The sequence below is a fragment of the Halobacterium hubeiense genome (genome assembly GCF_001488575.1).
Classification (GTDB): Archaea; Halobacteriota; Halobacteria; order Halobacteriales; family Halobacteriaceae; genus Halobacterium; species Halobacterium hubeiense.
This window is the reverse complement of record NZ_LN831302.1, coordinates 389,275-408,834: the sequence shown is the minus strand read 5'-3', so window position 1 is coordinate 408,834 and position 19,560 is coordinate 389,275. Positions and strand designations below refer to the sequence as shown.

At 70.0% G+C, this 19,560-nt stretch carries 23 protein-coding genes; 9 read left to right on the top strand and 14 right to left on the bottom strand.

Going from position 1 to position 19,560, the window contains the following annotated elements; all coding sequences use genetic code 11:
- Positions 1–20: 20 nt before the first annotated feature.
- From HHUB_RS02010 to HHUB_RS01995, 4 genes are read right to left on the bottom strand one after another with little or no spacing between them, the layout of a single operon-like run.
- Entirely contained in the window at positions 21–923 is a 903-nt protein-coding gene (locus tag HHUB_RS02010) for an SDR family oxidoreductase (protein WP_059055739.1), read from the bottom strand.
- Entirely contained in the window at positions 923–1,354 is a 432-nt protein-coding gene (locus HHUB_RS02005) for a DUF5791 family protein (protein WP_059055737.1), read from the bottom strand. Before HHUB_RS02005 ends, HHUB_RS02010 begins: the two co-directional genes overlap by 1 nt.
- A 51-nt stretch (positions 1,355–1,405) precedes the next feature.
- Complete coding sequence (locus HHUB_RS02000) at positions 1,406–2,131, bottom strand: DUF7286 family protein (RefSeq protein WP_059055735.1); 726 nt, start codon at positions 2,129–2,131, stop codon at positions 1,406–1,408.
- Complete coding sequence (locus HHUB_RS01995; RefSeq protein WP_059055733.1) at positions 2,128–2,601, bottom strand: DUF7310 family coiled-coil domain-containing protein; 474 nt, start codon at positions 2,599–2,601, stop codon at positions 2,128–2,130. The genes HHUB_RS02000 and HHUB_RS01995 overlap by 4 nt, the downstream gene beginning before the upstream one ends.
- Positions 2,602–2,680: 79 nt before the next feature.
- Between HHUB_RS01995 and HHUB_RS01990 the strand changes: the two genes are divergently transcribed.
- Positions 2,681–3,754 (top strand): tubulin/FtsZ family protein, encoded by a 1,074-nt coding sequence (locus tag HHUB_RS01990; protein WP_059055731.1) that lies wholly within the window; start codon positions 2,681–2,683, stop codon positions 3,752–3,754.
- On the opposite strand, the gene HHUB_RS01985 is transcribed toward HHUB_RS01990, so the two are convergent.
- From HHUB_RS01985 to HHUB_RS01975, 4 genes are all read right to left on the bottom strand, one after another.
- Positions 3,751–5,097: an alkaline phosphatase family protein gene (locus HHUB_RS01985; RefSeq protein ID WP_059055730.1), complete on the bottom strand. Its 1,347-nt coding sequence runs from the start codon at positions 5,095–5,097 to the stop codon at positions 3,751–3,753. The genes HHUB_RS01990 and HHUB_RS01985 overlap by 4 nt on opposite strands.
- 87 nt (positions 5,098–5,184) lie before the next feature.
- Positions 5,185–6,294, bottom strand: coding sequence for a DHH family phosphoesterase (locus HHUB_RS01980; RefSeq protein ID WP_059055728.1), 1,110 nt, complete (start codon positions 6,292–6,294; stop codon positions 5,185–5,187).
- A 60-nt stretch (positions 6,295–6,354) separates the two neighbouring features.
- On the bottom strand, positions 6,355–6,480 hold the full coding sequence (locus tag HHUB_RS17485; protein WP_256943869.1) for a hypothetical protein: 126 nt from the start codon (positions 6,478–6,480) through the stop codon (positions 6,355–6,357).
- Positions 6,481–6,613: 133 nt separating this feature from the next.
- Positions 6,614–7,147: an inorganic diphosphatase gene (locus HHUB_RS01975; RefSeq protein WP_059055726.1), complete on the bottom strand. Its 534-nt coding sequence runs from the start codon at positions 7,145–7,147 to the stop codon at positions 6,614–6,616.
- Between the two features lie 106 nt (positions 7,148–7,253).
- Here HHUB_RS01975 and HHUB_RS01970 point away from each other — a divergent pair, with 106 nt between their 5' ends.
- Positions 7,254–7,604 (top strand): PadR family transcriptional regulator, encoded by a 351-nt coding sequence (locus HHUB_RS01970; RefSeq protein WP_059055725.1) that lies wholly within the window; start codon positions 7,254–7,256, stop codon positions 7,602–7,604.
- 54 nt (positions 7,605–7,658) lie between these two features.
- On the opposite strand, the gene HHUB_RS01965 is transcribed toward HHUB_RS01970, so the two are convergent.
- On the bottom strand, positions 7,659–8,240 hold the full coding sequence (locus tag HHUB_RS01965) for a DUF7108 family protein (RefSeq protein ID WP_059055723.1): 582 nt from the start codon (positions 8,238–8,240) through the stop codon (positions 7,659–7,661).
- Entirely contained in the window at positions 8,233–8,829 is a 597-nt protein-coding gene (rnhA, locus tag HHUB_RS01960; RefSeq protein WP_059055721.1) for a ribonuclease HI, read from the bottom strand. Before rnhA ends, HHUB_RS01965 begins: the two co-directional genes overlap by 8 nt.
- A 179-nt stretch (positions 8,830–9,008) precedes the next feature.
- On the opposite strand from rnhA, the gene HHUB_RS01955 reads away from it, so the two are divergent.
- The 3 genes from HHUB_RS01955 to aspS all read left to right on the top strand — a co-directional run bounded on the left by HHUB_RS01955 (position 9,009) and on the right by aspS (position 12,166).
- Positions 9,009–9,971, top strand: coding sequence for a transcription initiation factor IIB (locus tag HHUB_RS01955; RefSeq protein ID WP_058981163.1), 963 nt, complete (start codon positions 9,009–9,011; stop codon positions 9,969–9,971).
- Between the two features lie 104 nt (positions 9,972–10,075).
- The gene (locus HHUB_RS01950) at positions 10,076–10,780 is read left to right on the top strand and encodes a phosphoglycerol geranylgeranyltransferase (protein WP_059055719.1); all 705 of its coding nucleotides are present in this window, start codon (positions 10,076–10,078) and stop codon (positions 10,778–10,780) included.
- 81 nt (positions 10,781–10,861) lie between these two features.
- Positions 10,862–12,166 (top strand): aspartate--tRNA(Asn) ligase, encoded by a 1,305-nt coding sequence (aspS, locus tag HHUB_RS01945; protein WP_059055717.1) that lies wholly within the window; start codon positions 10,862–10,864, stop codon positions 12,164–12,166.
- 43 nt (positions 12,167–12,209) lie between these two features.
- Here the strand turns inward: aspS and HHUB_RS01940 are convergent, their stop codons facing one another.
- Both HHUB_RS01940 and HHUB_RS01935 read right to left on the bottom strand, forming a co-directional pair.
- Positions 12,210–12,728, bottom strand: a complete 519-nt coding sequence (locus HHUB_RS01940) for a hypothetical protein (protein WP_059055715.1) — start codon at positions 12,726–12,728, stop codon at positions 12,210–12,212.
- Entirely contained in the window at positions 12,725–13,027 is a 303-nt protein-coding gene (locus HHUB_RS01935; RefSeq protein ID WP_059055713.1) for a UPF0175 family protein, read from the bottom strand. Before HHUB_RS01935 ends, HHUB_RS01940 begins: the two co-directional genes overlap by 4 nt.
- Before the next feature lie 89 nt (positions 13,028–13,116).
- Between HHUB_RS01935 and HHUB_RS01930 the strand changes: the two genes are divergently transcribed.
- The 4 genes from HHUB_RS01930 to HHUB_RS01915 all read left to right on the top strand — a co-directional run bounded on the left by HHUB_RS01930 (position 13,117) and on the right by HHUB_RS01915 (position 18,057).
- Positions 13,117–13,953, top strand: coding sequence for a pantoate kinase (locus HHUB_RS01930; RefSeq protein WP_059055711.1), 837 nt, complete (start codon positions 13,117–13,119; stop codon positions 13,951–13,953).
- A gap of 110 nt (positions 13,954–14,063) precedes the next feature.
- Positions 14,064–14,807 carry a 4-phosphopantoate--beta-alanine ligase gene (locus HHUB_RS01925; RefSeq protein ID WP_059055709.1) on the top strand — a complete coding sequence of 248 codons (744 nt, stop codon included), beginning with the start codon at positions 14,064–14,066 and terminating at the stop codon, positions 14,805–14,807.
- A gap of 56 nt (positions 14,808–14,863) precedes the next feature.
- Positions 14,864–17,293: a DUF5059 domain-containing protein gene (locus HHUB_RS01920; RefSeq protein ID WP_059055707.1), complete on the top strand. Its 2,430-nt coding sequence runs from the start codon at positions 14,864–14,866 to the stop codon at positions 17,291–17,293.
- On the top strand, positions 17,293–18,057 hold the full coding sequence (locus HHUB_RS01915) for a DUF7551 domain-containing protein (RefSeq protein ID WP_238323987.1): 765 nt from the start codon (positions 17,293–17,295) through the stop codon (positions 18,055–18,057). Before HHUB_RS01920 ends, HHUB_RS01915 begins: the two co-directional genes overlap by 1 nt.
- Here the strand turns inward: HHUB_RS01915 and HHUB_RS01910 are convergent.
- Both HHUB_RS01910 and dcd read right to left on the bottom strand, forming a co-directional pair.
- Positions 18,049–18,951, bottom strand: coding sequence for a thiamine-phosphate synthase family protein (locus tag HHUB_RS01910; protein WP_059055703.1), 903 nt, complete (start codon positions 18,949–18,951; stop codon positions 18,049–18,051). The two genes, HHUB_RS01915 and HHUB_RS01910, sit on opposite strands and share 9 nt — an antisense overlap.
- Positions 18,948–19,535, bottom strand: coding sequence for a dCTP deaminase (gene dcd / locus HHUB_RS01905; protein WP_059055700.1), 588 nt, complete (start codon positions 19,533–19,535; stop codon positions 18,948–18,950). Before dcd ends, HHUB_RS01910 begins: the two co-directional genes overlap by 4 nt.
- Between the last annotated feature and the right edge of the window lie 25 nt (positions 19,536–19,560).

The window sequence follows — 19,560 nt, the reverse complement described above, 5'->3', positions numbered from 1 at the left end:
ACCGGGCCTTCGCCGCCGCGTTACTTGTACTCCCCGCGACGGAACGCCTCGACGGCCGCGCGGTACCCCTCGCGGAACGTCGGGTACGCGAACTCGTAGCCCAGCTCGCGAAGCCGGTCGTTCGAGCAGCGCTTGCTCGTGCGGAGGCGCCGCTCGGCCGGCTCCGAGAGGTCGCCGGCTTCGAGGCGCTCCTCGACGGTCTGCTTCTCGGGGTGCTCGACGCCCGCTGCCTCGGCGAGCCAGTCGGCGAACTCCCACTTCGACACCGGTTCGTCGTCGACCGCCAGCAGCACCTCGCTGTCGGCGGCCGCGTCGTCGGTGAGCGCGAACCGCACGACGCCCACCGCGTCCTCGCGGTGGACCATGTTCAGGTAGCCCTCGGTGACGGGGCCGTCAAGGTAGCGCGTGAGGCGGTAGCGGTCCGGGCCGTACAGCCCCGCGAACCGCACGACGGTCGGGTCCATCCCGAAGTCGGACGCACGCTCGCGGGTGACGCGCTCGGCCTCCACGAGCACCTCCGTCTTCTCCGTGGTCGGGTCCAGCGGCGTCTCCTCGTCCACCCAGTCGCCGTCGTGGTCGCCGTAGACGCCCGTGCTCGACGTGTACACGAACTGCTCCGGGGAGTCCTCGCGAGCGCCGAAGTGTTCGATTGCCGTCCGCAAGCCCTCGACGTACACCTCGCGAGCGGCGTCCGCGCCGCGGCCGCCCGAACTCGCCGCGAACACCGCGGCGTCCACGTCCGGGACTGCGGACAGCGAATCGGCGTCGGTGACGTCCGCCTGCACGGCGTCGAAGCCCGCGTCGTGAATCGCCGCGAGGCCATCCTCGGAGCGCCGGACGCCGACGGGACTGTGACCGGCGGCCGCGAGCTGGCGGCCGAGTTCGAGGCCGACGTACCCGCAGCCCAGAATCGCGACGTCCATCAGTAGGGGTTCTCGCTGGCGACGTGGTGGTAGATGCGGGCGTACTCGCCGAGCGTCATCGGCTGACGGCCCTCGATTTTCTGCTGAATCTCCTTCGGGTCGAACTCGTCGCCGAGCCCGCTGGCGAGCGCCTCCACGTCCAGCACGGCCGAACTCATCTGGAGCATCAGGTTGTCCCGCACCTCCAGCAGGAGCCCCTCGGCGTCCGGCCAGTCGTCGCTGACCGCGAACACGCCCGCGGCCTCCTCGACGGTGAACTCGACGCGCTCGCCGTCGACGAGCGCCGCGAGTCGCTCTGCGTCGACGCCCGACGCCTCGGCGACGGCGTCAACGCCCTCCGCTTCGACGACGCGAGCCAGCGCCGCCTCGTACTCCGCGCGAACGTCCTCGGCGGTCACCGCTTCCGCGTCCTGAATTTCGTCGGCTAGCACGCGTTCCCGTACGTGCTCGCCGTTCAAGGAGGCTACGCTTGCCGCGACGGCTCACCACCCCGCGGACTGCTCGTCGGCGTTCCCGTCCACGTCGCCGACGCCGCGCGGCCCCGCCGGCACGACCACGCCAACCGTCGCCTCGACCTCGAAGGACACGCACTCGTTGCGCCCGACGCGCTCCGTGTCGCCGTCCCCGTCGACGTCGAACGCGACGTTCGCGTCCTCCCGGACGTACGCGGTGCCGTCGCCGGGGCCGACCGGCGAGCCGCCGTCGGCGCGGACCGCGAACCGGGCGTACGACCCGCGCACCGACACCGACCACGCGTTCGCCGTCGCGTACCAGAACCCCGGCACGGGCGCCAGCGGCAGACCCGCCGGCACCGCGCCGACGTCCGCCGCGCCGAGGCGCTTCGCGGCCTTCTCGGCCGCCACCGACCCGGCCTCCGAGAGCGCGTTCTCCGCGATGGCGCTCCCGACGTCGCGGGCGAGACCAGCCGTATCCTGCACGACGCCACTCTCCACGCGGACGGCGTCGCTGTCCACGACGTCGGTGGAGGCCGCTCGGAGCCGCGTCGCCAACTGGTCGCGCTGCCGTGGCGTGGCGTCGGCGACGCGAGCGGCCTCCGCCGCGGCCGCTGCCGCCGCCGAGCCGTTGCCGACCGCACTCCCGCGTTCGTGGACGGAGTCCCAGCGCTCGAACGCGCGCCGCGTCGCCGTTCGGCGTTCGCGCTCCGTGAACGAGCGCGGCGATGCCGCGAGCACGACGCGGACGCTCACAGCGACTCTCGCACGCGGTCGAGCAGCGAGTCGTCCTCGGTCTCCGCCTCGAAGCGCTCGGCGTCGGCAGTCGTCTCGTCGCGGTGCGTGGCAGTGTCGGCGGTCGCGGCAGTGCCCGTCGCATCGGCAGAGTCCGCGGAAGCGGTGGCGTCTGCACGCTCCGCGTTCGGGGTGCGTTGCGGTGGTCGTCGCTGCTCGGCTTCGAGACGTTCGACCGCCTCGCGGGCGGCGTCCGCGCGCCGCTGGACGCGCTCGTTGACGGCTTCGAGGTCGCCGACGTAGCCGTGCAGCGACTGCACGGTCGCGTCGAGGGCGTCCAGTCGCTCCGCGAGGTCGGCCAGCTCCGCTTCGACGTCGTCGAGGCGGTCGTGGACGGCTGCCGCCTCGGAGAGATCGCTGACCGCGGCGTCGCCGTCGGTCATCGCGCGTTCCACCGCTCGCAGCCGTTCGTCGAGGTCGTCGCGGGACACGACGGTTGGTGGTCCCGTCCTCCCGTTTAAGTGTCGGGACGGCGCAACGTTGATGCTCTCCCCCCGTGATGAACGGCGTATGAAAGCCGCCCTCATCGGCGTCGGCCAGGCCGGCGGAAAGGTCACCGAAGCCCTCCTCGCAGAAGACCGCCGCGCCGGCTACGGCGCCGTCCGTGGCGCACTCGCAGTCAACACCGCGAAAGCCGACCTCGAACCGCTGGACATCGACACCATCCTCATCGGCCAGGAGCGCGTGAAAGGCCACGGCGTCGGCGCGGACAACGAGCTCGGCGCGGAAGTGATGCAGAGCGACGTCCGCGAGGTCGTCGGCGCGCTCGACGGCGTCATCGACGCCCAGACGGAGGCCATCTTCGTCGTCGCCGGCCTCGGCGGCGGCACCGGCTCCGGCGGCGCGCCCGTCCTCGTGAAGGAACTCCAGCGCGTCCACGAGATTCCCGTGTACGCGCTCGGCATCCTCCCCGGCCGGGACGAAGGCGGCATCTATCAGGCCAACGCCGGCCGGTCGCTGAAGACGCTCGTCCGGGAGGCCGACTCGACGCTGCTCGTGGACAACGACGCGTGGCGCGAGACCGGGCGGAGCGTCACCGAGGCGTTCGACGCCATCAACGAGCGCATCGCGCGCCGCGTCGGCATCCTGCTGGCCGCCGGCGAGAACGTCGAGGGCGTCGGGGAGAGCGTCGTCGACTCCAGCGAGGTCATCAACACGCTCAAGTCCGGGAACATGTCCGCGGTCGGGTTCGCGAGCGCGGACGCCGCCCCCGACGCCGGCGAGAACGTCAACGTCGTCACCTCGACCGCGCGGAAGTCCCTGCTTACGGGGATGAGCGTGCCCGAGACTACCGAAGCGGGCGCGGCGCTAGTCGTCGTCGCTGGGGAGGCCGACCGCGTCTCCCGGAAGGGCGTCGAGAAGGCGCGGTCGTGGGTCGAAGAGGAGACCCGCAGTATGCAGGTCCGCGGCGGTGACTTCCCGCTGGACTCGGACAAGATCGCGGTGCTGGTGTTGCTGTCTGGTATCTCGCGCTCCGAGCGCATCGAGCAGTTCATGGAGCGCGCGAAGGAGGCAAGCGAGACCGTCGAACAGGAGCAGGCCACCGAGGACTTCCAGAACGACGAGCTGGACGACCTGCTCTAGACGAGCGTCTCGCCGTCGAACTCGCGGGCGTCGAACTCCACGTCGAGGAGGTCCAAGAGCGTCGGCGTGACGTCGAAGAGGTCGGTGCCCTCGGGGACGGAGACGTCCTCGGCGTCTGAGAGCAGCGTGGCGTTCTCGAAGGAGTGCATGCCGTTGCGCGGGCCGACGCTGAACACGTCGTCGGCGCCCGAGAAGCCCGCCTTCAGGTCGAAGCCGTGGTTCGGGATGGCGACGAGGTCGGGCGCGATCTCGTCGTGGGCGCCGTCGAAGGCCTCCTCCTTGGGGACGACGCGATCGACGACCGGCCGGCCGTCCGGCCCCTCCAGCGCGAGCAGTTCCTCCTTCAGTTCCGCGCGCACGTCCTCGTACTCGGACTCGGGGACGCTCCCGCGCGGCTCGCGGTCTTCGAGGTTGACGTAGAAGCGCCCTGGGATGAACGAGTACGCCGTCGTGTCGTCGCTGATGTCCTCGAGGCTGTCATGGTCCTCGTCCTCGAAGGACAGCCAGCCCTCGTCTTCGAGCCACTGGTTGAGGTGGACCTCGTAGTCCTCGCTGGTGAACCCGTGGTCGGAGGCGACGACCAGCGTCACGTCGTCGTCCAGCTCCGCGCGGATTTCGCCGATGTACTCGTCGACCTTCTCGTAGAACTCCAGGAACTCCTGCTTGTACTCGCCGTCCTGCTCGTAGTCCTTGAACAGGAAGTGGTTGACGCGGTCGGTCGTCATGAACACGCCGAAGAAGAGGTCCCAGTCGTCCTCGCGGACGTAGTTCAGGAACGCCTCGTGTCGGGCGTCGATGGTCTCGTGGGCGTCCGCGATGAACTCGGACTTGTCGTCCTGGTGGCCGAGCTTGGCGTTCGTGTCGATGCGGTAGCCGATGGAGTCGAGGTAGTCGCCGACCGACTCGGGGTGCGAGCCCTTCTCGATGCCCGGGGAGAGGAACCCCGAGACCATCCGCTGGACGTTGCGCTGGGGCGGGAACGTGACGGGGACGTTGAGGACGGTGGCGTCCCGACCGGCGTCGGTCACGCGGTCCCAGACGCGGTCGGCCTGCACGTCCCGGCCCATCGGGACGTACGTGTCGTAGCTGCCGACCTCGCGGTCCTGGAACCCGTAGACGCCGGTCTCGCCGGGGTTGACGCCCGTCGTCAGGGACGGCCAGCACGCGCTGGACTCCGGCGGGACGATGCTGTCGATGGCGCCGCCGCCGCCCGATTCGATGACGTCGTGGAGGTTCGGGAACGTCTCGGGCTCGTCCCGAATCAGGCTGTACGGGACGCCGTCGATGCCGATGAACGCGACCCGCGAGCCGTCGCCGCCGCGGAGTCGGTCGAACAGACCCATACAGTCCGCGTCGCCGCTGACGCACAAAAGGGTTCGTCTTACGGCGGCAACTGGCCGGTGTCCGCGACACCAGCCACGTTTGCCAGCTCAGGCCTGTTCGAACGCCGAGAACAGCGCCTTCCGCGTGCTCGCGTCGATGAGCTCGTCGAGCGTGGACTGCTGGTCGGAGCTGACGCGGCTGAACAGCCCCAGCGGGACGCGCGCGGTCGCGGTGTCGGCGTCGCCGCCGAGCGCGTCCGTCTGGTCGAACGCCGACGAGAGGACGTCCATCGCGCTCGTGCGCACGTCGTCGGCGCGACACGCGGTGACGACGGTGTCCTCGTGGACGCCGAACGCGGCCGCCGAGGAGACGCCGTCGAGCCGGAGGAGGGTGTCGGCGGCCTCTTCGAGCGCGCTCACGGACGGGACGGAGCCGACGTTCGTGACCGCGAAGCTCGCGCGGCGCTCCCGGTTCCTGATGGCGTGCCCGATGACGTCGAACGTCTCGCCGCTCATGCCGGGCGCGCGCAGCGCGTCGATGGTCCCCTGGTCGGCGAACTCCTGGAGGAAGGTCGCGGCGCGGAAGTCCTCGCGGGAGCGCACGCGCCGGAACTCCCGGGTGCCCGCGCGGATGCCGTAGAGGAGCGCGGTGGCGACGTCCTGTTCGGGCGTGAGACCGGCTCGCTCGACGAACCGCGCGACGATGGTGGAAGTGGCGCCGGCGTCGTCGCCGTCGAGGACCAGCGAGTGGTCGACCGCCGCGGGCCGGTGGCGGACGACGGCGACGACGGGCGGCCGGTTGGCGAACGACGGGACGGTGCCGCCGCCGCCGACGGCGACCGCGCCGTCGAAGTCGTCGAGGGAGTTGCCGGCGACGTCGAGGGAGACGTCGAAGAGGTTACAGAAGGCCTTGGCGTCGTCGCTGGTGACGTCGTCCTCGGCGAACACGCGCGCGGTGACGCCCCACTGGTTGCAGAGTTCGCGGAGCCCGATGGCGGCCGCGAGCGCGTCGACGCTGGGGTTCTCGGGGACGACGAGCGCGACGGATTCGAGGCTCGCGATGGTGTCGCGGAGCCGCGCGAAGTTCTCGTCGTCGGTGTCGGTTCGGCGGCGTCGGAGCACCGCGGTGAGGGCGTAGGCGCCGGCGCCGCCGACCGCGACAGCCCCGGCCGCGAGCGCGAGCACGGGCGTCGAGACCGTGCCGACCTCGGGGAGCATTACGCCGAGAGTCCACGTGAATCGTTAAGTATGTTGTCCCGGGCGGCCCGCGGTGTCGGCTCAGTGGGAGGGATCGGTCGCGCTCGCGTCGGCTGTCCCGTCCTCGTCGTCGCTGTCTGCGGACTGGAAGTTCGTCGGGACGACGGTGACGTGGCGAACGCCGAACTGTGAGTGGCTGGCGGCCATTACGCTCGATAGTACGGCACACCACCGGAAATAATTACCCATGCGCATAACACATCGACCGGGCGGCGCCTGATACCCCGTGGTTATCGCCGCCGCTGGTCGGCGCGAAAAAGCGGAGAATCAGGGCGACGCGTTACGCGAACTTCTCGTCGTAGAGGTCTTGGGCGTGCTCAATGGCGTCCTTCGCCGCCGCCGCGTCCTCGAAGCCCAGCGTCTCGACCTCCTTGCCCGCCTCGAGGTTCTTGTACGTCTCGAAGAACTCCTCGATCTCGTCGAGTTCCTGCTGGGGGATGTCTTCGAGGTCGTCGATGTGGTCGTAGCGGGGGTCCTCGTCGGGCACCGCGATGACCTTGTCGTCCTGCTCGCCGTCGTCGTCCATCTTCATCAGGGCGACCGGGCGCGCCTCGATGACGCAGCCGGGGAACGTCTGGTCCTCGACGAGCACCAGCACGTCGAAGGGGTCCTCGTCGTCGTAGTACGACTGCGGGATGAAGCCGTAGTCCGAGGGGTAGTGGACGTTGCTGTGGAGCACGCGGTCCAGCACCACGCCCGGGATGTCCTTGTCGTACTCGTACTTGTTGCGCTCGCCTTTCAGGCACTCGACGACCGCGTAAATCACGTCGGGTGCGTCCGGTCCGGTCTCGAGGTCTTCCCAGAGGTTCGCCATGACGCACAGGTGTTTGTCGGGCGGAAATAGGCTTTTCGCATCCCGAGCGGGGCAAACTCCACTCAATTGAGAAGTGTTTAAATGTATGCGCGCCTTCCAGTTAGCTATGTCAGAGGCACAACCTGCTGCACGTACGGACGTGCGCGACCTGACTGCGTTCCAGAAGAACATCCTCACCGTACTCGCCGAGGAAGCCCGCTACGGCCTCGCTATCAAGCGCGAACTCGAAGACTACTACGGCCAGGAAGTCAACCACGGTCGGCTCTACCCGAACCTCGACGACCTCGTCAACAAGGGCCTCGTCGAGAAGTCCGAGCTCGACAAGCGCACGAACCAGTACGAACTCACCGACGACGGCTTCGACGCCGTCCTCGACGACCTCGAGTGGACGCTCTCGAAGTTCCTCACCGACGAGGACCGCAAGGAGCAGGTCCGCGACATCGTCGCCGAGAACTAACGGTTCTTCCAGACACAACTTTTCACGCGCCGAGTTCCGTAGCGGCAGCGCCGCCTACTGCTCGGGCGCGGGGTCGGCGGTGGATTCCGAGTCGTCGCCGTCCTCGGCCGCGACCTCGGAAATCAGGTCCAGCGACGCCTCGACGCGCTCGCGCTGCTCGTCGGTCGGCCACGCGTTCCGCGGGAAGTACTCGTCGAGAAACTCCTCGCGCTCGCGGTCGTCGGCCGCGTCCATCGGGCGCGCGTAGTAGTTGTTCATGAACTCCGCGAACGCCGCGGCGTTGTCGCCGTGGACGTCGCCGTGGCGCTCGCGCACGCGCTCGACGAGTTCCTCGTTGCGCGCGGCGGCCGCCTCGTAGTCGCCCTGCTCGCCGGGGCCGGACAGCGACACCTCGGCCGCGCGGTCGGTGTCCTCGACGTCGTCTAGCTGGACGCGGCCGTCGTCGTCGAGCCAGTCGCCGGGGTAACAGACGAGCGTGTCGTCGCGCTCGCGGACGCGCGGCACGAACCCGTGGTCGGCGAGCAGTGCGTCGCGGCGCTCGCGGTACGCTTCGGCCGCGGCGTCGTCCACGGCGTCGCGGGTGAGGCGAGTGAGCCGTTCGGCTTCGTCGACTACGTCGTCGGGGAGGTCAGTCATCGTCGAGGGCTTCGTTGGCTAGTTCGTCGGCGCGGTCGTTTACCTCTCTCGGAACGTGGGTCAGCGACCAGTCCTCGAAGCGGCCGAGCAGTTCTCGCGCGCGGACGCGCTTCTCCCGGAGTTCGGGGTCGTTGGTGTCCCACGCGCCCTTCACCTGCTTCTCGACGAGCTGGGAGTCCCCGCGAATCTCGATCTCGTCGAAGCCGAACTCGGCGGCGGCCTCCAGCACGGCGAGCAGGGCCTCGTACTCGGCCTGATTGTTGGTCGCGCGGCCGATGCGTTCACTACCCTCCGCGACGATGCCGTCACCGGAGACCAACACCCAGCCGACGGCGGCGGGACCGGGGTTGCCGCGGCTCGCGCCGTCGAAGTACGCGTGCACGCGGCCGCCGCGGTCGGGTTCGACGACGGCAGTGATGTCCGTGGGGGTACCGCCCTGCACGACGAGCTTGTCGTCGTAGGCGACGGCGTGGGCGTCCCCGAGGTCGGCGTGCCAGCGCTCGTACTCGGAGTTCCCCTCGCTGAACGACGCGCCCGCCGCGTCGAGTCGTTCGCGCGCGTCGTCGACGTCGCACTCTACGACCGGCATTGAGTCGAAGTCACCTCCCCTCCCGTATATGGGTTACTATCCGAGAACGCGCGTCCAGCGGCGCCTCGTGCCCTCTACCGGCGGTTTAGCGGCGTTCGAGCGGCTACTTGTGTCGTCTGTGAGAGGTTCCAAACCGCCAACGGATTTAAACGTTTGCGAAACGCTAATATAAAAATGCGATGACACGGTCCACTCGCCAGCGGGAGCGAGAAACGGCGACAGAGCAGGAGGAGTCCGAGGAGGGCGTACGGGAGTGCCCGGAGTGCGGCTCTGACAACCTCGTGAAGAGCTCGGACCGCGCGGAGCTGGTCTGCAACGACTGCGGCCTCGTCGTCGAGGAGGAGCAGATCGACCCCGGTCCGGAGTGGCGCGCGTTCAACCACCAGGAACGACAGGAGAAGTCCCGCGTCGGTGCACCGACCACGCAGACGATGCACGACAAGGGGCTGACGACGACCATCGACTGGAAGGACAAGGACGCCTACGGGCGTTCCATCTCGTCGAAGAAGCGCTCGCAGATGCACCGCCTGCGGAAGTGGCAGGAGCGCATCCGCACGAAGGACGCCGGCGAGCGCAACCTCCAGTTCGCGCTCTCGGAAATCGACCGGATGGCGTCGGCGCTCGGCGTCCCGCGGTCGGTGCGGGAGGTCGCGTCGGTCATCTACCGGCGCGCGCTCAAGGAAGACCTCATTCGTGGCCGCTCCATCGAGGGCGTCGCGACGAGCGCGCTGTACGCGGCCTGCCGGAAGGAAGGCATCCCCCGGAGCCTCGAGGAGATTTCGGAGGTGTCCCGGGTCGAGCGCAAGGAGATCGGTCGCACGTATCGCTACATCTCTCAGGAGCTCGGACTGGAGATGAAGCCCGTCGACCCGAAGAAGTACGTGCCCCGGTTCTGCTCGGAACTCGAACTCTCCGAGGAAGTGCAGGCGAAAGCCAACGAGATCATCGAGACGACCGCCGAGAAGGGACTGCTCTCGGGCAAGTCCCCGACCGGCTACGCGGCCGCCGCAATCTACGCCGCGTCCCTGCTCTGCAACGAGAAGAAGACCCAGCGCGAGGTCGCGGACGTCGCGCAGGTGACGGAAGTCACCATCCGGAACCGCTACCAGGAGCAGATCGAGGCGATGGGCATCCACAGTTAGGCCGTCCCCGCCTCCGGTTCCGCTCTCAGCCTCCCCAGCGGCGCCGCTGGCGGCACTCCACCCGCATCGAAGGGGTTTTGCCCGGGCCATTTTAATGGGGGCACATGACTACCCCGTGGGACGACTGGGACCACGTGCTCAAGGTGGACCCGGACAAGTCGCTGGCCGACGGCGACACGTTCGACGACGTCGCCAGGACGGGCACCGACGCCATCGAAATCGGCGGGACAATGGACGTGACCACCGAGAAGATGCGGCGGGTCATCGACGCCTGCCGGAAACACGACGTGCCGCTGTACCAGGAGCCGTCCAATCCCGCAGTCGTCGTCGAGGACGACGCCCTCGACGGCTACCTCGTGCCGGTCGTGCTGAACGCCGGCGACCCGTTCTGGATTACGGGCGCGCACAAGGAGTGGGTCCGCATCGGCGACCTCGACTGGGAGCGCACCGCCACGGAGGCGTACGTCGTCCTCAACGACGAGGCCAGCGTCGCCGAGTACACGGACGCCGACTGCGACCTCGACGCCGACGAGGTAGCGGCGTACGCGGAGGTCGCCGAGAAGATGCTCGGCCAGGACATCGTCTACGTCGAGTACTCGGGGACGCTGGGCGACACCGAGGTCGTCGGCGCGGCGCAGGACGCGCTCGACGACGCGACGCTGTTCTACGGCGGCGGCATCCGCGACTACGACGCCGCCTACGAGATGGGCGAGCACGCGGACACCATCGTCGTCGGCGACCTGCTCCACGACGAGGGCGTCGAGGCCGTCGCGGAGACGGTTCGCGGCGTCAACGACGCCCACGAGTGAGCCCTCGTCCCCCGGACGCGACCGGGTTCGGCCACGCCGGAAATGACGGCGTTTAAGGCCGGTCCTCGCGAATCGGGTGGTATGAAGGACCGCACGTTCACAGCGGACGCCGAGCCGGGCGACCACGCGACGGTCGCTGGCTGGGTCCACGAGGTGCGCGACCTCGGTGGCATCGCCTTCCTCATCCTCCGAGACAAGACCGGGAAGATTCAGGTCAAGTTCGAGAAGGACGAGATGGACGACGAGCTCGTGGAGACGGGCATCAACGTCCAGCGCGAGTCCGTCGTCCAGGTCACCGGCGACGTCGAGGAGGAGGAGCGCGCGCCCACCGGCGTCGAGGTCACGCCCGACTCCATCGAAGTGATGGCGGAGGCCGACCCCCAGCTCCCCCTCGACCCCTCCGGGAAGGTCGACGCCGACCTCTCGACGCGGCTGGACAACCGCACGCTGGACGCCCGCAAGCCCGAGACGAAGGCCATCTTCGAGATTCGCGCGGAAGTCCTGCGCGCGGTCCGCGAGTACTTCCGGAGCGTCGGTTCCACGGAGATCAACACGCCGAAAATCGTTGCCACCGGCACGGAGGGCGGCACGGAGCTGTTCCCCGTGACGTACTTCGGCGAGGAGGCGTTCATGAACCAGAGCCCGCAGCTGTTCAAGCAGCTGATGGTGGGCTCCGGGCTCGAACGCGTCTTCGAGGTCGGCCCCATCTTCCGCGCAGAGGAGCACAACACGCCGCGCCACCTCAACGAGGCGACGATGATCGACTTCGAGTCCGCGTTCATCGACCACGAGGAGGCGATGGACGTCTGCGAGGGCACGCTGAAGGCCGCCTACTCCGCGGTCGAGGAGAACTGTCAGGAGGAACTCGAACTCCTCGGCCTCGCCGACGAGTTCGAGGCGCCCTCGGGTGACTTCCCGCGGCTCACCTACGAGGAGGCCATCGAGCGCATCAACGCCACCGGCGAACTCGACGAGCAGCTCGTCTGGGGCGACGACCTCCCCACGGAGGGCGAGAAGGCGCTCGGCGACGACGTCGGCGGGCACTACTTCGTCACCGACTGGCCCAGCGAGATCAAGCCGTTCTACATCCAGGACTACGACGACGACTCCGAGCTCTCGAAGGGCTTCGACCTGATGCACCCGCGCATGGAACTGGTGTCGGGCGGCCAGCGCGAGCACCGCTACGACGCGCTCGTCGAGGGCTTCAAGCAGCAGGGTCTGGACCCCGACCAGTTCGAGTACTACACGAAGATGTTCAAGTACGGCATGCCGCCCCACGCCGGGTGGGCGTACGGCGTCGAGCGCCTCGTCATGACGATGCTCGACCTCGACAACATCCGGGAAGCGGTTCTCTTCCCGCGCGACCGGCAGCGGCTGTCGCCATAGGTGAGACGCCGCGCGTCTCACAGGACCGACAGCGGTTGAGTCCCTAATCGCCGGCTGCGTCGTCGATTAACTCGAACGCTTTTTCGCGGAGTTCCCCGGTCATGTGCAAGCCGTGGCTGTCGATTTCTCGAACCAACGCTTTGGCGTTCTCCGGGTCCATTCCCTCGTGAACCGCGCGAACGATGACGCCGACAGTTCCGGTGACCGTCGCGCCGAGTCCCTCCGCGACCGCACGGACGCGGCGGTCGTCGGAGACGACGGCGACGGAACGGTCGTCGGCGTGGTGGGAGCGCACGCCAGCGACGAGTTCGACGTCACCGTGAACGCACTCGTCACCGAGCAGGCGCTGCGCGTCCGCGACGGCCTCCTCGGAAACACTGTCGGTGACTTGCTGGGAGCCGAGGAACGTCGAGACGTTCGTCCTCGCTGGCTCGGTCGTTACCTCGTCGACGACAGTCTCCAGAACCAGAACGTCGCCATCGAAGTTCGCCAAGAGGTCGACGCGGCCGACGCTCCCGAGCGCGATGAGCGTGGTCGCGTCGACGAGCACGACATCGCTCATACGTCGAGCGCGGCGTCGGCGTCCGATTCGAGGTCGTCGGGCGAGAGTTGAGTGGTGAGGTTGTGTTCGCGCGCGATTTCCATCCACTCGCCGAGGCTGACGTCCGCGATGCGGGCGGCCTCGTTGACGGAGACGTCGCCGGACTGGTAGCGTTCGACAGCGACGCGCACGCGGAGGTCGTGGAGTCCCTCCGAGAGCGCTTTCCGGATGGTGGCGCTCTTGTCCTCGCCGAGTAGGTCGGCGACCTCCGCGAGGGCTTCCTCCTCGTCGTCGGGGATGCGGGCGCTAATCGAGGGCACGTATACGTCGTACTTAGGCGTAAACACACTTGAACGTTCGCGTGCCGAGAGTGCAACACTTAATCCGCGCGACCCCCGACTCCGAGAGGATGAGCGACGGCGACGCGGCGACGGCGTTCGCGCCCGGCCACGTGACCGGGTTCTTCAGCGTGGAGCGCACCGAGACCCCCGAGCGCACGGGGTCGCGGGGCGCCGGCATCACGCTCTCGGCGGGCGTGACGACGCGCGTTGAGCCCAGCGACGAGACGCGAGTGCGCTTGAACGGCCGCGAGGTTGCCGTCGAGAGCGTGACGCGCGTGCTGGACGCGCTCGACGCGACGGCGGCGGTGTCCGCGGAGACCGAACTGCCGCTGGGCGCAGGGTTCGGCGTCTCCGGCGCGATGGCGCTCGGGACGGCGCTCGCCGCGAACAGCGCCTTCGACGCGGGGCTGTCCGTGAACGACCTCGTGAGCGTCGCGCACGCCGCGGAAGTCGAAGCCGGCACCGGACTCGGGGACGTGGTGGCGCAGGCCCGCGGCGGCGTTCCGATTCGCGTCAAACCCGGTGCTCCGGCGCACGGTCGCCTCGACGGCGTGCCGGACGCGGGCCGCGTCGAGTACGTCTCCTTCGGCGGCCTCTCGACGAGCGACGTCATCGGCGGCGACACGGCGACGCTGTCGGCGGCGGGCGAAGACGCACTCGCGGCGCTCCGCGAGCACCCGACGCTCCCCCGGTTCATGGCGCTCTCCCGTGAGTTCTCGCGGGAGGCGGGCCTGCTGGACGGCGACGTCGAGGCGGCCGTGGAAGCGGTCACCGACGCGGGCGGCGAGGCGGCGATGGCGATGCTGGGGGAGACGGTGTTCGCGCTCGGGACCGGTCTCTCCGACGCCGGCTACGACCCCGAGGTGTGTCGCGTGCATCCGGCGGGCGCGACGCTGGACCCGTAGCGTGGCGCGCCAGCGGCACACCACGTTACAGTGAGCGATGACGCAGTGAGCCGCGAGTAGCGGCCACCCGCAAGCGGACGATTTTTGCGCGACCGGCGGCCAGAGACAGTATGGCCGAGATTCCCGCCGACCACCCGCGCCACGACTCGCTGGTGACCCGCCACCGCATCGAGGCGGGCGTGGAGAAGGGCATCACGTCGAAGCAGGGGCTGGTCGCGCAGGGCCGCGGGGAGGCGTTCGACTACTTGCTCGGCGAGGAGACGATTCCGTCAGCGGACAACGCCGAGCGCGTCGCGGCCGCGTACCTCCTGCTCGCCGAGCACCCGGTGCTGTCGGTGAACGGGAACGTCGCGGCGCTCGTGCCCGGCGAGGTCGTCGCGCTCGCGGAAGTGGTGGGCGCAGACGTCGAGGTGAACCTCTTCAACCGCACCGCCGAGCGAATGGAAGCCATCGCCGAGCACCTCCGCGAGCACGGCGCACAGGACGTGAAGGGGCTGGAGGCGGACGCGCGGATTCCGGGCCTCGAACACGAGCGCGCGAAGGTGGACCGCGACGGTATCTACGACGCGGACGTGGTGCTCGTCCCGCTCGAAGACGGCGACCGCGCGGAGGCCCTCGCCAAGATGGGCAAGACCGAGCTCGTAATCGACCTGAACCCGATGTCGCGGTCCGCGCAGAGCGCCGCTGTCCCCGTCGTGGACAACATCATCCGCGCGCTCCCGTCGATTACCGAGCACGCCCGCGACCTCCGCGACGCCTCCCGGAAGGAACTGGAGGAAATCGTCGCGGGGTTCGACCGGGAGGCGGCGCTGGAAGCAGCGGAGAAGCGGATTCGAGAAGGCGACCTCGATTGATTTAGGCCGACCGAAAAATCGGTAGCTTTTTTCTTCTTTAGGTTAGCCTAAACCGTATGCGCGACCGAAGAACGTTCCTGAAAGCCACTGGCGCCACCCTCGCGTCCCTCGGGCTCGCGGGCTGTAACGCCGATAGCACCGACAGCGACCAGTCGACCGACGACCCCGCGACGACCGAGCCCGCCACCGAAACGACCGAGAACGCCGGCGGGGACGTCGGCGTGAACGCGGCCGTCGCCGCACAGTGGAACGTCTACCGGGCGCGGCTCGCAGACGCCGCCGCGCTCGGGCTCGCGGAGGAGCACGCCCTCGGCGAACGCACCGTCGCGGGTGTCTTCGAGGACTTCGAGAGCGCGAGCGGCGAGTACGGCGCCCACGAGAAGCTGGAGGCCACCAGCACGGAGCACTACGAGGGCTTCGAGAGCGCCGTCGTCAGCTTACAGGAGGCGCTGGCGGCCGGCGACGCCGACGCCGCCCGCGACCACCAGCGGACCGCCGACGACCACCTCGCGGCGGCCCAGCGCGAGCTCGTCGGCGAACAGCCCGCGAACGCCCTCGACGCGCTCGCGTTCGGCGACCGCGCGGCCACCGCGTCGGCGCTGGCGGCCGCCGACCGGCCGGCGGACGCCGGCGTCACGGCGAACGCTGCGCTCACGGACTTCGAGGACGCCGCCGCCCACGACGCGCTCGAAGGCACCGCCGACGACGCCTACGAGCGCTTCGAGGGCTCGCTGGGCGACGTGCTCTCTGCCGGCCAGCGCGGCGACGCCGAGGACGCCGAAAGCGCCGCGGACGAAGCGCTGGCAGCGGCGGTCGAGGGCGCGTACGCCGTCAGCGGCGAGCGAGTGGCGGGCGCGGGCCACCTCGCGAGCGTGCAGTCCCGAGCCTACGACGCGGCGACGGTCGCGGGGCTCGGTGGGCCGGCGGCGTCGTTCGCGCACGCGGCGACGCTCACCGCGTACCGCGCCCGCACCCACGACGCGGCGCGGCTCGCGGCCGCCGGTCAGACCGAGGCCGCGGCGACGGCCGCCATCGACGTCCTCGAACACTTCGAGGGCGCGGCCGCCCACGAGCCCCTCGAAGAAGCCGACCACGACGCCTACGAGGGGGTCGAGGGCGGCGTGCGCGACCTCCAGACCGCCATTCAGGACGGCTCGGGAGTCGCCGACGCGCTCGCGCAGGTGGACGATAACCTCGTCGCGGGCGTCGAGGCGCTGGCGACGAGCACGGAAGCCGCAGTTCTGGAAGCCGGGTTCTTCCGGGCGCGGCTCGCGGACGCCCGCGAGCGCTACCGGCGCGGGGACGGCGAGGCGGCGTCGCTCGTCGAGGACCTGTTCGCGCGCTTCGAGGCGAACGAGCTCGGCGTCCACGAGGCGCTCGAATCCACCAGCGAGAGCCTCTACGAGACGTTCGAGCACGACCACCTCGAAGCGCTCCCGGACGCGATGCGGAACGGCGAGGATACCGTCGCCGACCACGTGGACGGCGCGCTCGGCGCGCTATTGGACTTCGAGACGCAGGCGGCGAGCACGGCGCGCGTCGCCGGCGCGGAGTCGGCGTACCTGTCCGCGCGGGCGTTCGACGCGGCGGCGCTGGCGGCCGCCGGCGACAGCGAGCGCACGGCGACCGTCGCGTCCGACGCGATGGCGCACTTCGAGGCGGGCGCGGGCGGCTTCCACGAGGCGCTGGAGGGCGCCAGCGAGGACACCTACCACGCCTTCGAAGAGGCGCTGGTCAGCGTGGAGGACGCCGCCAGCGGCGACGCGAACGCGTACGCGGCCGCGCAGTCGTTCTTCGAGCAGTCGCTTGCCGCGACGGACGCGGTCGTCACCGCGGCGGGCGGCGAACTCGGCGCGGCGGCCGCGGGCGTCGTCAGCGACGCCTACGAAGCCTTCGAGACCGCGCGCGTCCACGACCTGCTGGCTGACGCCGACGAGGGCGCCTACGAGTCCTTCGAGTCCGCGCTAGACGAGTACGCGAGCGCGCTCGAATCCGGCGGTGGGAGCGTCGACGCAGTGGCGAACGCGTCGCTGCGCGCGCAGTTCGCGGTCGTCGGCGCCATCGAGCAGGCGCCGGTCGGCGAGGGGAGCGGCGAGAGCGAGGAATCCGAGCTCTCGGGCGGTCCGAACGTCGTCTCCGGCGTCCCCGAGGACGCCGACCACGTCGTGGACATGACCGCGGTGGCGTACGAGCCCGCGGAGCTCACCGTGCAGGTCGGCGACAAAGTCGCGTGGACGCACGCGGGCGGCGAACCCCACACCGTGACCGCCTACGAGGACGACGTCCCGGACGACGCCGCCTACTGGGCGTCCGGCGGCTTCGAGAGCCAGGACGCCGCGGCGAGCGGCTGGGAGAACGGGGAGGGTGCGGTGACGTCCGGCGAGTCGTACGTCCATACGTTCGAGACCGCGGGCGAGCACGGCTACTACTGCATCCCGCACGAGACGCTGGACATGGTCGGGACGGTCGTCGTGGAGGAATCGTGATGGGCGACGACCTCCGCACGATGCGCGAGCGCCTCGACGGCCTCGCCAGCGACGACGGGCGCTTCTACGTCGCCTGCGCGCGCACCGGCGAGCGCCCGTTCCCGGTCGGCGGGCTATGGTTCGCGGACCGCGAGACCGCCCGCGAGGCCGCCGAGTTGGCCCGCGAGTACCGCCGGACGCTGGAGCGCTACGACCCGCGAGCGCCCCACTACGACCTCGTCGTCCACGAGCGCACCGAGCCCGTGCCGCCGGCGGACTCGCCCTCGCTGCCCGACGCCTGCCACGACGTCACGGGCGCGGTGTTCGAGGCGTTGAGCGCGGCCGGCCACGAGGACGCCGAGCGCACGATTCTGGACGCGTACTTCGCGGCCGCGGAAGCCACCACCGACCCCGACGACCTCTGCGTCGTCCTGCTGCGGTGTACGGCGCGCACGCTCGACGCCGAGCTCTCGGCCCGCGAGCAGGCGGTCGTCCTCGCGGACGCCGCGCACCGGGCGGACTTCGCGGCGGACGCGTCCACCGTCGGCGACGCGTTCGCGAGGGTCGCGGGCGCGAACCTCGTCGAGGCGCCCGCGGAGACCGTCGACGGCTGGCGGTTCGACCCCGCGGTCCGGGTCGCCGACGCCGCAGTCACGCTCCCCGCGGCAATCGCCGTGCTGGCGGTGCAGCCGGACGCCGACCCCGCCTTCGACCGCGCCGGCGACGGCGTCCGCGCGCGACTCGACGGCGGCCCCGCGGGGCTGGCGACCGCCCCCTCACAGTAGCTCGCGCGCCATCTCGGCGGCCGCCGGCGCGCTGTCCGCGAGCACGTAGACGATAGGCTCGACGCCGAAGCCGCCGGTCTGGTAGAGCACGTCCGCCTCCGGGTGGTCCCGGACGACGGGACGGAGCGCGTCCGCGGAAGCCTCTCCTTCCGGGTCGAACTCGACGGCCTCGTAGCCGAGCGACTCCAGTTCCTCGACGATATCTGGGTCGTAGTGGACGTTCAGGCACGCGCGAGCGTCGCTGCCGGCGTCCCGGGCGGCCAACAGGACTGACGCGACGTGGACGCTGACGCCGAACTCGGGGTCGGCGGGAATCTCCGTGCGCCCCATCACGTCCAGAATCCGGCCGGGGACGCCCGCGACATCCTCGACGCCGTCGGCGTCGGGCGTACACTCCACGAGGTTCGAGCCGACCGCAGGGATGAGCGTCGCGAACCCGCTGGCGTGTTCGAGGATGCGGACGCCGCGGCGCACCGACGAGAGCACGCGCTCGCGGACGCGCACCTCGCTCTCGGGGTCGTGGACGCGGAAGTCGCCGTCGTACTCCGCGAGCGCCGGCATCGCCGCCTCGTGGAGGTCCGCGACGACGTCGCCGCGCGCGGACAGCCGCCGAATCAGCACCTCCGCCTCGACGAGCGCCTGCACCTGCGACATGTCCCCGCTGGCGAGTCCCTCGCCGACGCGCTCGACGGTCTCGCGGACGCGCTCGTCGCCGGCGACCGCGTCGTTGACCGTGACCTCGCCGTGGGCGTACTTCGAGACCGCGGACTGGCTGACGCCGAGCAGGTCCGCGACCTCGTGTTGAGTGAGCCCGCGCTCGCGGAGGTCCGCCGCCAGCAGCGAGCGGAAGGTAGGGAGGAACTCCTCGACGACGACCTCCTCGATGAACTTCATTGGTCGCCCCCGAACTCGCGGTCGCCGCGGATGCGGCTGGCCTGCGGGCCGTCCTGGTCCTGGTACTTCGACCCGCGCTCCTCGCCGTACGGCCGCTCGGCGGGACTAGAGAGTTGCGTGAACACGAGCTGGCTGATGCGCATGTCGGGCGTGAGCGCGACCGGCACCTTCCCCAGATTGGAGAGTTCGAGCGTGACCTTCCCCTCGAAGCCGGGGTCGATGAAGCCGGCCGTGGCGTGGACGACGACGGCGAGCCGGCCCAAGGAAGAGCGGCCCTCGACCTGCGCGACGAGGTCCGGCGGCACCTCCACGCGCTCTTTCGTGGTGCCGAGCACGAAGTCGCCGGGGTGGAGGATGAACTCGTCGCCGTCGTCGACGACGGTCTCGGTGACGTAGTCCTCGACTTCCTCTTCTCTGTTGGGGTGGATGCAGGGGACGTTCGCGCGCTCGAACTCCAGGAACCGACGGCCGAGCCGGACGTCGACGCTCGCGGGCTGGACCTGGAGGTCCACGTCGTCCAGCGGTTCGACGACGAGGTCGCCCTCGAAGAGCCGCGCGAGGATGTCCCGGTCGGAGAGTATCATACCGGGTCGTGGTGGGCCGAGCGCC

Coding starts and splice junctions, on each gene's coding strand:
- HHUB_RS02010 (WP_059055739.1), bottom strand. CDS start 923: ATGGACGTCGCGATTCTGGGCTGCGGGTACGTCGGCCTCGAACTCGGC.
- HHUB_RS01990 (WP_059055731.1), top strand. CDS start 2,681: ATGAAAGCCGCCCTCATCGGCGTCGGCCAGGCCGGCGGAAAGGTCACC.
- HHUB_RS01985 (WP_059055730.1), bottom strand. CDS start 5,097: ATGGGTCTGTTCGACCGACTCCGCGGCGGCGACGGCTCGCGGGTCGCG.
- HHUB_RS01980 (WP_059055728.1), bottom strand. CDS start 6,294: ATGCTCCCCGAGGTCGGCACGGTCTCGACGCCCGTGCTCGCGCTCGCG.
- HHUB_RS17485 (WP_256943869.1), bottom strand. CDS start 6,480: ATGGCCGCCAGCCACTCACAGTTCGGCGTTCGCCACGTCACCGTCGTC.
- HHUB_RS01975 (WP_059055726.1), bottom strand. CDS start 7,147: ATGGCGAACCTCTGGGAAGACCTCGAGACCGGACCGGACGCACCCGAC.
- HHUB_RS01970 (WP_059055725.1), top strand. CDS start 7,254: ATGTCAGAGGCACAACCTGCTGCACGTACGGACGTGCGCGACCTGACT.
- HHUB_RS01965 (WP_059055723.1), bottom strand. CDS start 8,240: ATGACTGACCTCCCCGACGACGTAGTCGACGAAGCCGAACGGCTCACT.
- rnhA (WP_059055721.1), bottom strand. CDS start 8,829: ATGCCGGTCGTAGAGTGCGACGTCGACGACGCGCGCGAACGACTCGAC.
- HHUB_RS01955 (WP_058981163.1), top strand. CDS start 9,009: ATGACACGGTCCACTCGCCAGCGGGAGCGAGAAACGGCGACAGAGCAG.
- HHUB_RS01950 (WP_059055719.1), top strand. CDS start 10,076: ATGACTACCCCGTGGGACGACTGGGACCACGTGCTCAAGGTGGACCCG.
- aspS (WP_059055717.1), top strand. CDS start 10,862: ATGAAGGACCGCACGTTCACAGCGGACGCCGAGCCGGGCGACCACGCG.
- HHUB_RS01940 (WP_059055715.1), bottom strand. CDS start 12,728: ATGAGCGATGTCGTGCTCGTCGACGCGACCACGCTCATCGCGCTCGGG.
- HHUB_RS01930 (WP_059055711.1), top strand. CDS start 13,117: ATGAGCGACGGCGACGCGGCGACGGCGTTCGCGCCCGGCCACGTGACC.
- HHUB_RS01925 (WP_059055709.1), top strand. CDS start 14,064: ATGGCCGAGATTCCCGCCGACCACCCGCGCCACGACTCGCTGGTGACC.
- HHUB_RS01920 (WP_059055707.1), top strand. CDS start 14,864: ATGCGCGACCGAAGAACGTTCCTGAAAGCCACTGGCGCCACCCTCGCG.
- HHUB_RS01915 (WP_238323987.1), top strand. CDS start 17,293: ATGGGCGACGACCTCCGCACGATGCGCGAGCGCCTCGACGGCCTCGCC.
- HHUB_RS01910 (WP_059055703.1), bottom strand. CDS start 18,951: ATGAAGTTCATCGAGGAGGTCGTCGTCGAGGAGTTCCTCCCTACCTTC.
- dcd (WP_059055700.1), bottom strand. CDS start 19,535: ATGATACTCTCCGACCGGGACATCCTCGCGCGGCTCTTCGAGGGCGAC.